The organism is Kitasatospora albolonga (genome assembly GCF_039535905.1).
Classification (GTDB): domain Bacteria; phylum Actinomycetota; class Actinomycetes; order Streptomycetales; family Streptomycetaceae; genus Kitasatospora; species Kitasatospora albolonga.
Genome location: NZ_BAAAYB010000099.1, coordinates 65,895 through 78,265 on the forward strand (window position 1 = coordinate 65,895; position 12,371 = coordinate 78,265).

Annotated in this window: 10 protein-coding genes and 1 tRNA gene; 8 read left to right on the forward strand and 3 right to left on the reverse strand. The window is 72.9% G+C overall.

Annotated features, from left to right (window positions below; genetic code table 11):
* Positions 1–84 precede the first annotated feature (84 nt).
* Positions 85–723, forward strand: coding sequence for a M48 metallopeptidase family protein (locus tag ABD946_RS25425; RefSeq protein WP_345287360.1), 639 nt, complete (start codon positions 85–87; stop codon positions 721–723).
* Here ABD946_RS25425 and ABD946_RS25430 read toward each other — a convergent pair.
* Both ABD946_RS25430 and ABD946_RS25435 read right to left on the reverse strand, forming a co-directional pair.
* A complete protein-coding gene (locus tag ABD946_RS25430) occupies positions 720–1,292 on the reverse strand; it encodes an NUDIX hydrolase (protein WP_345287361.1) in 573 nt (190 codons plus the stop codon). The two genes, ABD946_RS25425 and ABD946_RS25430, sit on opposite strands and share 4 nt — an antisense overlap.
* Complete coding sequence (locus tag ABD946_RS25435; protein WP_345287363.1) at positions 1,289–2,785, reverse strand: zinc-dependent metalloprotease; 1,497 nt, start codon at positions 2,783–2,785, stop codon at positions 1,289–1,291. The genes ABD946_RS25430 and ABD946_RS25435 overlap by 4 nt, the downstream gene beginning before the upstream one ends.
* Positions 2,786–2,968: 183 nt before the next feature.
* Here ABD946_RS25435 and ABD946_RS25440 point away from each other — a divergent pair, with 183 nt between their 5' ends.
* From ABD946_RS25440 to ABD946_RS25455, 4 genes are all read left to right on the forward strand, one after another.
* Positions 2,969–4,117, forward strand: a complete 1,149-nt coding sequence (locus ABD946_RS25440; RefSeq protein ID WP_380150136.1) for an NAD-dependent epimerase/dehydratase family protein — start codon at positions 2,969–2,971, stop codon at positions 4,115–4,117.
* Between the two features lie 109 nt (positions 4,118–4,226).
* Positions 4,227–4,676 carry a molybdenum cofactor biosynthesis protein MoaE gene (locus tag ABD946_RS25445; protein ID WP_345287365.1) on the forward strand — a complete coding sequence of 150 codons (450 nt, stop codon included), beginning with the start codon at positions 4,227–4,229 and terminating at the stop codon, positions 4,674–4,676.
* A gap of 186 nt (positions 4,677–4,862) precedes the next feature.
* Complete coding sequence (locus ABD946_RS25450) at positions 4,863–5,042, forward strand: hypothetical protein (protein WP_345287367.1); 180 nt, start codon at positions 4,863–4,865, stop codon at positions 5,040–5,042.
* A gap of 43 nt (positions 5,043–5,085) precedes the next feature.
* Positions 5,086–6,159 (forward strand): YlbL family protein, encoded by a 1,074-nt coding sequence (locus tag ABD946_RS25455; RefSeq protein WP_345287369.1) that lies wholly within the window; start codon positions 5,086–5,088, stop codon positions 6,157–6,159.
* Positions 6,160–6,184: 25 nt separating this feature from the next.
* Here the strand turns inward: ABD946_RS25455 and ABD946_RS25460 are convergent, their stop codons facing one another.
* Positions 6,185–6,742: a PPA1309 family protein gene (locus ABD946_RS25460; protein ID WP_345287371.1), complete on the reverse strand. Its 558-nt coding sequence runs from the start codon at positions 6,740–6,742 to the stop codon at positions 6,185–6,187.
* 204 nt (positions 6,743–6,946) lie between these two features.
* Here ABD946_RS25460 and ABD946_RS25465 point away from each other — a divergent pair, with 204 nt between their 5' ends.
* The 3 genes from ABD946_RS25465 (at position 6,947) to ABD946_RS25475 (ending at position 12,244) form a co-directional block, all read left to right on the forward strand.
* Positions 6,947–9,853 (forward strand): UPF0182 family membrane protein, encoded by a 2,907-nt coding sequence (locus ABD946_RS25465; protein WP_345287430.1) that lies wholly within the window; start codon positions 6,947–6,949, stop codon positions 9,851–9,853.
* A 41-nt stretch (positions 9,854–9,894) separates the two neighbouring features.
* A tRNA-Met gene (locus ABD946_RS25470) sits at positions 9,895–9,968 on the forward strand.
* A 596-nt stretch (positions 9,969–10,564) separates the two neighbouring features.
* On the forward strand, positions 10,565–12,244 hold the full coding sequence (locus ABD946_RS25475) for a tetratricopeptide repeat protein (protein WP_345287432.1): 1,680 nt from the start codon (positions 10,565–10,567) through the stop codon (positions 12,242–12,244).
* Positions 12,245–12,371 lie beyond the last annotated feature (127 nt).

The following is a 12,371-nucleotide window of genomic DNA, read 5'->3' on the forward strand; positions in this document are numbered from 1 at the left end:
CTGTGGACAACCGGAGGCCCCGAGTTGACGGTGCCCGCACCGGTGGAGGCCGGCCGTCGGTGCCGCGGGGTACCGTCGGTTGCCATGGCGACCGAACAGGACTTCCGACGGCAGGGCCCGGCAGCGGGCGGCCCCTCAGCGCGGGGCACGTCCCCGCACGCCCCCGGCGAGCCCCTGACGGCCTCCGGCGAGCCCCTGGTCGAGGTCCGGCGCAGCGCCCGCCGCAGCCGCACCGTCTCCGCCCACCGCGAGGGCGACCGCACCGTGGTGCTGATCCCGGCCCGGATGTCGCTGGCCGAGGAGCGGCGCTGGGTGGCCAAGATGGTGGAGCGGCTGGCCCGGCAGGAGAGCCGCCGCGAGCTCGGCGGGGACCAGGAGCTGGCGGCCCGGGCCGAGCGGCTCTCGGCGGCCTACCTGGGCGGCCGGGCCCGCCCCAGCGTGGTCCGCTGGGTCACCAACCAGAACTCCCGCTGGGGCTCCTGCACCCCGGCCGAGCGCAGCATCCGGCTCTCCCACCGCCTGCGGGGCATGCCCGAGTACGTCGTGGACTACGTGCTGCTGCACGAGCTGGCCCACCTGCTGGAGGCCGACCACGGCCCGGCCTTCTGGGCCCTGCTGGAGGCCTACCCGCGCACGGAACGGGCCCGCGGGTACCTGGAGGGCGTGGCCGCCGCTCCCAGGCTCCCGCAGGCCCGTCAGGATCCCGCCGAGGAGGCCGGTTAACGCTCCGTCAGCTTCCGCGCCAGCTCGACCAGTTCGCGCACCGCGTCGTCGGTGGGCTCGGGCAGGGCGTCGAAGGCGAACCAGCCCAGCTCCAGCGACTCCTCGCTGATCAGCGCCTCGGCCCCGGCCGGGGCCAGCGCGACGTACTGCACGTCCAGGTGGGTGTTCTCCGGCCCGGTCTTGCCGGTGCAGCGGACGGTGTGCCGGTCCAGCTTCACCGGCACCGGGGCGCCGTCCACCGCGAGCAGCTCCAGCCCGGCGATGCCGGACTCCTCGGTGGCCTCGCGCAGCGCGGCGGCGGCCAGCGTGGCGTCACCGGGCTCGCAGTGCCCGCCCATCTGCAGCCAGAGGCCGACCTTGGGGTGGAGCGTCAGCAGCACCCGCCCGGCCGCCGGGTCGACCACCAGGGCGCTGGCGGTGATGTGGGCGGGCAGGTTGGAGCGCCAGAGGCCCTCCGGATGCGCGGCCAGGTGGGCCAGGTAGTCCTGCCGGAGCAGGTCCTGCCCGGCGTCGGCCACGGTCCAGTCGGTCAGTGCGCGGACCGCGTCCGCGTGCAGGGTGGTGCTCACTCGCCCTTGCCGTCCTCGTCCTCGTCGTCCTTCTTCGCGCCGGCCCCGCCCTCGGAGCCGGCCGCGGCCTCGCCGAGCAGCTTGTCCAGCTCGGAGAAGTCGATGCCGCCCTCCAGGGAGTCGCCCGGGCCCCGGTGCACGAAGCCGTCCGGGTCGTCCAGGTCGGCGGCGGTGGGCAGCATGTCGGGGTGCTCCCAGAGGGCGTCCCGGCCCTCGACGCCGCGGGCGTCGGCCAGCGAGGCCCAGAGCCGGGAGGCGTCGCGCAGGCGGCGCGGTCGCAGCTCCAGGCCGACCAGGGTGGCGAAGGTCTGCTCGGCGGGGCCGCCGGCCGCGCGGCGGCGGCGGACGGTCTCGCGCAGCGCCCCGGCCTGCGGCAGGTGCGGCTCGGCGGCGGCGTGCACCACCGCGTCCACCCAGCCCTCGACCAGCGCCAGGGCGGTCTCCAGCCGGGCCAGCGCGGCCTTCTGCTCGGGGGTGTCCTCGGGCTGGAGCAGCCCGTTGCCGAGCGCCTCCTGCAGCGCCTCGGGGTTGGACGGGTCGAGCTGGCCGACCAGCTCCTCCATCCGGGTGGTGTCCACCTTGATGCCGCGGGCGTAGGCCTCGACGGCGCCGAACAGGTGCGCCCGCAGCCACGGCACGTGGGCGAAGAGCCGCTGGTGGGCGGCCTCGCGCAGGGCCAGGTAGAGCCGGACCTCCTCGGCGGGCACGCTCAGGCCCTCGCCGAACTCGGCCACGTTCTGCGGCAGCAGCGCGGCCTTGCCGGCCGGGGCCAGCGGCAGGCCGACGTCGGTGGAGCCGACCACCTCGGCGGCCAGGGCGCCCAGCGCCTGGCCGATCTGGGTGCCGAACATGGCGCCGCCCATGGAGCGCATCATGCCCATCAGCGGCCCGGCCATCGCCTGCATCTCCTCGGGCAGCACGCCGCCCATGGCGTTGCCGACCCGCTCGGCCACCGGGTCCACCAGGTCCTTCCAGACCGGCAGGGTGGCCTCCACCCACTCGGCCCGGCTCCAGGCCACGGCGGTGCCCGCGCCGGAGGGGAACTCCGTCGCCGAGTCCAGCCAGAGGTCGGCCAGCCGGACGGCCTCGGCCACCGCCGAGCGCTCGGTGGCGCTGACCGAGCGGTCCTTGCTCTTCCCCTCGGGCTGCTCGGCGACCACGGTCTGCCGGGCGATGTCCCGGGCCAGGTCCCAGTTCACCGGGCCGCCCTCGAAGGAGAGCATCTGGCCGAGCTGCTGGAAGGCGGCGCCGAGGTCGTTCGGGTTGAGGTTGCCGAACATCGCCCCGAACGGGTTGTCCCCGGGGGCGCCGGAGCCCGCACCGGGGGCGCCCATGCCGAAGAGTGCGCCGAACGGATTGGCCCCGCCGAAGCCGAACGGCTGCTGCGGCGGGGTGGCGCCGGAGCTCTCGTCCTTCTTGTCCTTGTCGCCCTTGGCCTTGCCGTCCTCGGGCTCCTCAGGAGGAACGCCGAATCCGAAGGGAAGGTCGCTCACGGGGTCCTCGATCCGGTCGGCCGTCACGCAAGTGGTGTGGCGGGGGCTGCGACGCCCGGGGAAAACCACCGGCGGGATCGCGGCCCGACCGCGCCGGGTGCACCGCCGGGGCCGTGCCTCGGGCAGGATGGACGTACAAGACACTCGTACGTACGCACATAAGCTAACCGTGGAGGATGGCCGGTGAGTTCCCCGCCCTCGGACGTTCGCTCTGGGCTGACCGGAGGAGAGGACGTCCCTGCCACCGCGGGTTCGCCGCCTCCAGCCTACGGCGGCAAGCCGCTGACCGTGGCCGTGACCGGCGCCGCCGGAGTGCTCGGCGAACGGGTGGCCGCCCGCCTGGTGGCCTCGCCCTCGGTGCGCAAGGTGCTGGCGCTGGACGACCGGCGGGGCGAGGTGCCCGGGGTGCTCTGGCGGGTGCTGGACGTCCGGGACCCGGCGGTGGCCGAGCGGCTGGCCGGGGTGGACGTGGTGGTGCACCTGGCGATGGACCTGGGGATGGAGTCCGACCCGCGCGCCCGGAGCGCGTACAACGTGCGGGGCGCGCAGACGGTGATCACCGCCGCCGCGGCCGCCGGGGTCTCCCGGGTGGTGCTCTGCACCTCGGCGATGGTCTACGGCGCACTGCCGGACAACGAGGTGCCGCTGGCCGAGTCGGCCGAGCTGCGGGCCACCGAGGAGGCCTCGCTGGTCGGCGACCTGCTGGAGATCGAGCGGCTGGCCCGCCGCGCGCCCCGGGCGCACCCGGGGCTCCAGGTGACGGTGCTGCGCCCGGCCGTGGTGGTCGGCCCCGGCATCGACACCGTGCTGACCAGGCACTTCGAGGCGCCCCGGCTGCTGGTGGTGCCGGGCTCCCGGCCGTGCTGGCAGTTCTGCCACGTGGACGACCTGGCGGCGGCGCTGGAGTACGCGGTGCTCGGCCTGGTCGAGGGCGAGGTGACGGTCGGCTGCGACGGCTGGCTGGAGCAGGAGGAGGTGGAGGCGCTCTCCGGCATCCGCCGGATGGAGCTGCCCGCCGCCCTGGCGCTCGGCACCGCCGCCCGGCTGCACCGGCTCGGCCTCACCCCGGCCCCGGCGGGGGACCTGGCCTACACCATGTACCCCTGGGTGGTCTCCGGCTCCCGGCTGTACGAGGCGGGCTGGCGGCCCACGCTCAGCAACGAGGAGGTGCTGGCCGAGCTGCTGGAGCAGGTCGCCGGGAAGCACGCGGTGGCCGGGCGGCGCCTCGGCGGCAAGGAGGCCACGGCCGGGCTGGGCGCGGCGGGCGCCACGGTGGCGCTGGTCGGCACGGCGGCGCTGGTGCGGCAGATGCGCAAGCGGCGGCGGATCTGACGGCGGTGGACCTGACGGAGTGTCGGCGGGCTTGGAGCTTTCCGCAGTGCGGAATGCTCCAATCGTGATGCGGAAGGCTCTTGTCGCGAGCCCGGGGGGATGAGGAATCATGGGGAGCATGTCCGAGAACCACGACCCCATCCGGCTGCTGGCCATCCGCGAGACCCCGCTCTCGCTGGACGAGGTGTACGAGGCGGTCGGCGACGACGCCGCCGGCGGCACCACCGTCTTCGTCGGCACGGTGCGGGACCACGACGGCGGCAAGTCGGTCTCCGCGCTGGAGTACAGCGCGCACCCGACCGCCGAGGCGGAGATGCGCCGGATCGCCGAGAAGATCGTCGCCGAGTTCCCGGTCCGGGCGCTCGCCGCGGTGCACCGGGTGGGCCGGCTGGAGATCACCGACAAGGCCGTGATCGTCGCGGTCTCGTGCCCGCACCGGGGCGAGGCCTTCGCGGCCGCCCGGCGGCTGATCGACGACCTCAAGCACGAGGTGCCGATCTGGAAGCACCAGGTCTTCGCCGACGGCGAGGAGGAGTGGGTCGGCGCCGGCTCCTGCTGACCGGTCCGGCCGCTCCGGCGGGTACGGCCGTTCGGTCGTGCCCGGTCACGTTCGGGCGCACCCGGTCATACGAATACTCCGCCGAGCTGAGCGCGCTCCCCGCGCCGTAACCCGAATGGCGCCGTCACCGTTGGACTCCCGGGTGGTTAATCTGCTCATACGAACGAGGAGCTGGGAGTTGGGGACATGGCTGCGCTCGCCTGGTTGATCATTCCTGTGGTGGCGGCGCTCTGCGCCATGGTCTGGGCCGGCTGGGCCGCCCGCACCCCCAGGGCCACCGGCGATCCCGCCTCGCTCGCCGAGCACCAGCGGTTCAAGGCGGCGATGGAGCGCAGCACCTCGGCCGGCGGGGAACGGGACCGGTGACCCGGGCGGCGCGGTGACGGTTCCGTCCCGTACTGTCGGTCCCATGCCACGCCGCTCCGCGACGATGCTCGCCGCCACCCTGCTGCTCATAGCACTGCTCTGCGCGTCGGTCTTGATGAAGGTCCCGTACACGGAGATGAGCCCGGGCCCGACGTACAACACGCTCGGGACGCAGGAGAACAGCGACAAGCCGGTGATCCAGATCACCGGCCACGAGACCTACCCGACCAGCGGCCACCTCAACATGACGACGGTTCAGGTGACGGGGGCCAAGTACGAGCCGAGCCTGGTCTCGGCGGTGGTCGGCTGGCTGCGCGGGGACGTGCTGGTGGTGCCGCACGACAACGTCTACCCCGAGGGGCAGACCGACCAGGAGGCGCAGCAGCAGAACGCGGAGGAGTTCGCCTCCTCCGAGGACAGCGCCAAGACCGCGGCGCTGAACCAGCTGGGCATCCCGATCGGCAGCGAGGTGATCGTCAACTCGGTGGTGGCGGGCGGCCCCTCCGACGGCAAGCTGCACGCGGGCGACCGGATCCTCGCGGTGGACGGCACCACGATCACCACCGACACCCAGGTGGCCGAGCAGGTCACCAAGCACAAGCCGGGCGAGGAGGTGGTCTTCACCGTCCTGCCCAAGGACAAGGAGGCGGGCTCCGGCGAGCAGCAGCGGGTCGTCATCACCACCGCCAAGGCCCCCGACTCCGACCGGGCGGTCGTGGGCATCCGCCCCCGGGTGAACCACACCTACCCGTTCAAGATCGAGATCGGTCTGCAGGACGTCGGCGGTCCCAGCGCCGGGCTGATGTTCGCCCTCGGCATCGTGGACAAGCTGACCCCGACCGACCTGACCGGCGGCACGTTCGTGGCCGGCACCGGCACCATCACCGACGAGGGCAAGGTCGGCCCGATCGGCGGCATCTCGATGAAGCTGATCGCGGCCCGGGACAAGGGCGCCCAGTACTTCTTCACCCCGGCCGACAACTGCGCCGAGGCCTCCAAGAACACGCCGGAGGGCCTCCGCCTGGTGAAGGCGGAGACCCTCGACAGCGCACTGAAGTCGCTGGACCTGATCCGGGAGGGCAAGGCGGCGGACCTGCCGTCCTGCAAGGCCGCCTGACCCGGGGTCAGCCCTGGGAGAAGCCCTAGGAGAAGGTGGAGAGCAGCGCCTCGGTCAGGCCGGGGACCAGCTCCGGGCCGGTCAGCACCTCGCGGGCGACGTCCTTGGAGCGCAGCCGCAGCGCGATCTCCTTCTTGCCGTCGCGCAGCACGGCGGCGGTGATCCGGACCTCCTCGCGGCCCGGCTGGTTGGCCACCCACTCGGCGATCTGGGCCTCGGTGGCGTTCTTCGGGCGGGTCTGCTCGGCGCCCGGCGGAAGCATCTGACGCTCCACCACCAGGGCGCAGCCGGCCACCTGCTCGGGCCAGGCGATGGTGCCGAGGAACTTGTCCAGCTCCATGCCGGCGGGCAGTTCGTCCTGCTCGACCGGGGTCAGCCCGTCGTCGTCCGGGCCCAGGCCGAGCTGCTTGGCCAGCCGCGGGTCCTGGCGGCGCAGGGCGGCGCTGTCGACCAGGGCGAACAGCCGGGCCGGGAGGTCCCAGCCGAGGGTGGCGGCGTACTCGTCGATCTCCAGCGCGGCGCGGGTCAGCGGGGAGGCGGCGGGCGGCTTGCCGCCGGCCAGGGCATCAAGGGCATCGGACATGGCTCCATCCTCACACGGCGGCGGGTGCGGTCCGCGCAGGCTCTGGGGGCCGTGGGTGGGGGGAGTGCCGCCGTCCGACCGGACGGAGTGCGTGAAGTCGTGGTGAACCGTGGGAACTCAGGTAAAGAGCCATTAAGTTGCATCAGGAGACCCGCCCGAAATCTGACGACACGACACACCAGAGGTGCCCCCTTGGTTTTCCAGATGCCGGACCGCCCGCAAGGCCCGGGCTTCCGTGCCAGAGTCGGCCCGCCCTCCCGCCGCACCCGGGTGCTCCTGCTGACCGCAGGCGTCCTCGCGGTGCTGTTCCTGCTGTTCGTGATGTTCGCGGGTCTTTGGACGGACTGGCTCTGGTTCAAGTCGCTCCACTACTCCTCCGTGTTCACCGCCCAGCTCTGGACCAAGGTGGGCCTGTTCGCCGTCTTCGGTCTGGCGATGGCGGTGGTGGTCGGACTGAACGTCTGGCTGGCGCACCGGCTGCGCCCGCCGCTGGCCGCGATGTCGGTGGAGCAGCAGAGCCTGGACCGCTACCGGATGGGCGTGGCGCCCTACCGGAAGTGGCTGCTGATCGGGATCTCGCTGCTGACCGGCCTGGTGGCCGGCGCGGCGGCGGCCGGTCAGTGGCGGACCTGGATGCTGTGGACCAACCAGACGCCGTTCGGGGTGAAGGACAGTCAGTTCCACCTGGACGTCTCGTTCTACGCCTTCGAGCTGCCCTGGTACGAGTTCCTGCTGGGCTTCGCGTTCAGTGCGGTGATCGTCTCGCTGCTGGCGGCCGCGCTGGTGCACTACCTGTACGGCGGGCTGCGCCTGCAGGGCCCCGGCCGCAAGGCCAGCCCGGGCGCGCAGGGCCACCTGGCGGTGCTGCTGGGCGTGTTCGTGCTGCTGAAGGCGGTCGCGTACTGGCTGGACCGGTACGCGCTCGCGGTGAAGACCGGCGGCTACAAGGGCGTGGACGGCTGGACCGGGCTGCGCTACGTGGACGCCAACGCGTTCCTGCCGGCCAAGACCATCCTGTTCTTCGTGGCGATCATCTGCGCCCTGCTGTTCTTCCTCACCCCGATCCGCAAGACCTGGGCCCCGGCCCTGATCGGCTTCGGGCTGATGGCGCTCTCGGCGGTGCTGATCGGCGGGCTCTACCCGGCGATCGTGCAGCAGTTCCAGGTCAAGCCGAACGAGCAGGCCAAGGAGACGCCGTACATCCAGAAGAACATCGACGCCACCCGGCAGGCGTACGGCATCGCCGACAGCGAGACGCAGCAGTACTCGCCCAAGGCGTCCACCTCCACCGAGGCGCTCAAGCAGGACGCGCAGACCATCGCCGACATCCGGCTGCTCGACCCGAACGTGGTCTCGCCGACCTTCCAGCAGATCGAGCAGCAGCGGTCGTACTACAAGTTCCCGAAGACGCTGGACGTCGACCGGTACACCAACGGCCAGATCGGCGGCCAGGACACCGTGATCGGCCTGCGCGAGCTGGACCTCAACGGGGTGCAGCAGCGGAACTGGATCAACGACCACTTCAAGTACACCCACGGCTACGGCGTCGTCTCGGCCAAGGGCAACCAGGTCAACGACAAGGGCCAGCCGGTCTTCACCGAGTCGGGCCTGCCGTCCACCGGGGCGCTGGGCGACTACCAGCAGCGGATCTACTACGGCGAGGAGACCAAGACGTACTCCATCGTCGGCGGCTCCAACGACGAGATCGACTACTCCACCGACAACGGGGACAAGACCTACAAGTACACCGGCGACAGCGGCGTCTCGCTGGACAACCCGTTCACCCGGGCCGCCTACGCGGTGCGCTTCGCCGAGCCGCAGATCCTGTACGCCGGCGCCATCACCGACGGCGCCAAGGTGCTCTACGACCGCACCCCCAAGGAGCGGGTGGAGAAGGTCGCCCCGTGGCTGTCGATCGACGCCGACCCGTACCCGGTGGTGCAGGACGGCAAGCTGGTCTGGGTGCTGGACGGCTACACCACCTCGGACGGCTACCCGTTCGCCTCCAAGACCACCCTGGGCGACGTCACCAAGGACTCGCTGACCGACCAGCGCGGGCGCACGCTCACCACGGTCAACAAGGTCAACTACATCCGGAACTCGGTGAAGGCGACCGTGGACGCCTACACCGGCGAGGTGACGCTCTACCAGTGGGACGACGCCGACCCGGTGTTGAAGACCTGGATGAAGGCCTTCCCCGGCACGGTCGAGGCCAAGGACAAGATCCCGTCCGCGCTGATGCCGCACCTGCGGTACCCGCAGGACATGTTCAAGGTGCAGCGCGACCTGCTCGGCATGTACCACATGACGGACGCCAACTCCTTCTTCAACGGCACCGACATCTGGCAGGTGCCGGTGGACCCGACCACCAACACCGGTGACGTGCAGCCGCCGTACTACATGACGGTGCGGATGCCGGACCCGGCGGTGACCCAGGCGAGCTTCTCGCTGACCACCACCTTCGTGCCCAGCAAGCGGGACAACCTGGCCGCCTTCATGGCCGTCAGCGCGGACCCGGGGCCGGAGTACGGCAAGATCCGCATCCTCAAGGTGCCGGGCGACTCCAACACGCTCGGTCCCAAGCTGGTGCAGTCGCAGTTCAACTCCAACGCCGACGTGGCGAACAAGCTGAACACCCTGAAGATCGGCGGCGACTCCGAGGTCGAGTACGGCAACCTGCTGACCCTCCCGGTCGGTGGCGGCCTGCTCAACATCGAGCCGGTCTACGTCCGCGGCCGCGGCGCCAACTACCCGGTGCTGCAGCGGGTGTTGGCGGTCTACGGGAACGACAACGTGGCCTTCGAGAGCACGCTGGAGGAGGCGCTCAAGAAGGTGCTCGGCAACGCGACCACCGGCACCACGCCGACCGCGCCGACCACCCCGGGGACGACGCCCACCACGCCGACCACCCCGACCACCCCGACGACGCCCACCACGCCGGGCACCGGCGACGCGGCGCAGCAGAAGGCGGTGGCCGACGCGCAGAAGGCCTTCAACGACATGGAGCAGGCGCGCAAGGACGGCGACTGGGCCAAGTACGGCGAGGCCCAGAAGGCACTGAAGTCCGCCCTCGACGCCGCGACGGCGGCAGCGCAGCAGAAGGCCGGTTAACGACCTGCTCAGACCCCGTGCTACAGTTGTGAACACAACGACGCGGGGTGGAGCAGCTCGGTAGCTCGCTGGGCTCATAACCCAGAGGTCGCAGGTTCAAATCCTGTCCCCGCTACTCTGAACCGAAGGCCCGGAGATTCATCTCCGGGCCTTCGGTGCTTCCCGGGGCTGATCGCCCGTCAAATGGGCTCACCCGTCCGGGTCGTGCTCCGGTACGATGCGTCCCCGGGGTTTGTGGGGGGCAAGTGTCGGGAAATCGACAAAGCGCTGAAGCAATCTCGCCGGGCTTCGGCCCGCTCCCGCCAAACCTGGCCGGGGCAGGTGTACGCGGGTTGCGGGTGATGCGACGATGGAGCACATGGGGGACGCCGTACGGCAGTTGACTCCCCTGCCCCGGGGAGGTCGCCGTCGCAGCCTCGACGTCCCCGGCGGATGCCGCGGCACTCGGGGGAAGCGGGAGTCGGCATGAGGCTGATCGGAAGGAACGATCCGGGCAGGGCGGACAAGTCGGCCGTGGGGGCGGTCGACACCGAGGCGTGGGCGCAGAGCGAGGAGCCGGCCGCCGCGCTGCCGGCCCAGCGCACCAGCGGCCTGACCGTTCCCCGGGCCGCCGGCTACGGGCCCGACAGCCTGGTCCGGGTGCCCGCCAGGCAGTTCGCGCCCGCCGCGGGCAGCTACGCCGCGCCCGCCGACGAGCCCGAGCCCGACCCGATGAGCTTCGAGTCCGCCCTCGCCGCCCGCGAGCAGGCCGCCCTCGAGGTGAGGCACCGTCAGGCCGCCGACCAGGGCGACCCGAACGCGGCCAGCCAGCTCGGTGCGCTGCTGCTGCGCCGCGGTGACCTGGAGGACGCCGAGCCCTACCTGCGCAGCGCCGCCTCCGCCGGACTGCGGGCCGCCGCCAACAACCTCGGCGTGCTGCTGCACCAGCGCGGCCACCGGGCCGAGGCCGCCCAGTGGTGGCGGCAGGCGGCCGTGGCCGGCTCGGCCCCGGCCGCGCACGCGCTCGGTCTGCAGCTGCGCGACCAGGGCGAGGAGGAGGCCGCCGAGTACTGGCTGCACTTCGCCGCCGAGCACGGCCACCCGCTCGGCGCCTACGCGCTGGGCGACCTGATGGAGCACCGGCGCGACGTGCGCGCCGAGCGCTGGTTCAAGGTGTCCGCCGACGCCGGCCACCGGGAGGCCGCCTACCGCCTGGCCCGGATGCGCGAGGCGGCCGGCGACAAGGAGACCGCCGAGACCTGGTACCGCACCGCCGCCGCCCGCAGCCACGCCCGCGCGGGGCTGCGGCTCGGCGTGCTCCTGGAGGAGCGCGGCGACGTGGAGGAGGCGGCGCGCTGGTACCGGCAGGCGGCGCAGAACGGGGAGGCGCGCGCGGCGTGCGCGCTGGGCTTCCTGCACCGCGACGCGGGCGACCTGACCGCTGCCGCCGAGTGGTGGCAGGAGGCGGCCGAGGCCGGTGACGGCAACGCCGCCAACGCGCTCGGCGCCCTGCACGCCGGTCGCGGCGAGGCCGTCGAGGCCGAGCACTGGTACCGGCTGGCGCTGGAGGCCGGCGACCAGAACGGCGCCTTCAACCTCGGCCTGCTCTGCGCGGGCGCCGGGCGCGAGGCACAGGCCGAGCAGTGGTACCGGCGCGCGGCGTACGCCGGGCACCGGGAGGCCTGCAACGCCCTGGCCGTCGTGCTGCTCCAGCGCGGCGACGAGTCCGGGGCCGAGCCGTGGTTCTCGAAGGCCGCCGAGGCGGGGAGCGTCGACGGGGCGTTCAACCTCGGGGTGCTGCACGCCGGGCGCGGGGAGCAGCAGCAGGCGCACGAGTGGTACGCGCGCGCTGCGGCGGAGGGGCACGGGGAGGCGGCGCTGCAGCTCGCGGTCGTCCACGAGCAGCGCGGGCAGCTGACGGGTGCTCTGGAGCGCTACCGCCAGGCGGCGGCGGGCGGTTCGGCCGAGGGCGGCTTCCGGCTGGCCTCGCTGCTGGACCGGCGCGGCGACGCCGACGCGGAGGCCGAGCACTGGTACGCGGTCGCGGCGGACGCCGGGCACCGGCGGGCGCAGGTCCGGATGGGCGTGCGGGCCGCGGAGCGCGGGGCGCTGGAGATCGCCGAGAGCTGGTACCGGCGGGCGGCGGAGGCGGGCAGCCGCAGCGCCGCCTTCAACCTGGGGCTGCTGTTGGCCCGTCAGGACCAGGAGGCCGAGGCCATCGCCTGGTACACCCGGGCCGCCGACGCCGGCCACGGGCGGGCCGCCCTGCGGCTGGCCCTGCTGGCGCTCCGTCGCGGCGAGCCGGTCCAGGCCGAGTCCTGGTGCCGCCGCGCCGCCGACTACGGCCCCCCGGAGGTCACCGAGCGGGCCGCCCGCCTCCTCGGCGCGCTGCACACGGACCTCAGCGCTTAGTACCGGCGGCGCGAGGGACGTACGTGGTTACACCGGGGGCGCGAGGAACTGCGCGCAGGGGAACGGCAGCACCTGCAACTGGCTGACGGCGGTTCAGTTGCCGGTGGGCCGCCTCCCGAAGCGCGCA

What these genes read in the sequence shown, in the direction of transcription:
- ABD946_RS25475 (WP_345287432.1), top strand. Translation starts at nt 10,565, where the DNA reads ATGAGCTTCGAGTCCGCCCTCGCCGCCCGCGAGCAGGCCGCCCTCGAG.
- ABD946_RS25460 (WP_345287371.1), bottom strand. Translation starts at nt 6,742, where the DNA reads ATGTCCGATGCCCTTGATGCCCTGGCCGGCGGCAAGCCGCCCGCCGCC.
- ABD946_RS25450 (WP_345287367.1), top strand. Translation starts at nt 4,863, where the DNA reads ATGGCTGCGCTCGCCTGGTTGATCATTCCTGTGGTGGCGGCGCTCTGC.
- ABD946_RS25445 (WP_345287365.1), top strand. Translation starts at nt 4,227, where the DNA reads ATGGGGAGCATGTCCGAGAACCACGACCCCATCCGGCTGCTGGCCATC.
- ABD946_RS25465 (WP_345287430.1), top strand. Translation starts at nt 6,947, where the DNA reads ATGCCGGACCGCCCGCAAGGCCCGGGCTTCCGTGCCAGAGTCGGCCCG.
- ABD946_RS25425 (WP_345287360.1), top strand. Translation starts at nt 85, where the DNA reads ATGGCGACCGAACAGGACTTCCGACGGCAGGGCCCGGCAGCGGGCGGC.
- ABD946_RS25455 (WP_345287369.1), top strand. Translation starts at nt 5,086, where the DNA reads ATGCCACGCCGCTCCGCGACGATGCTCGCCGCCACCCTGCTGCTCATA.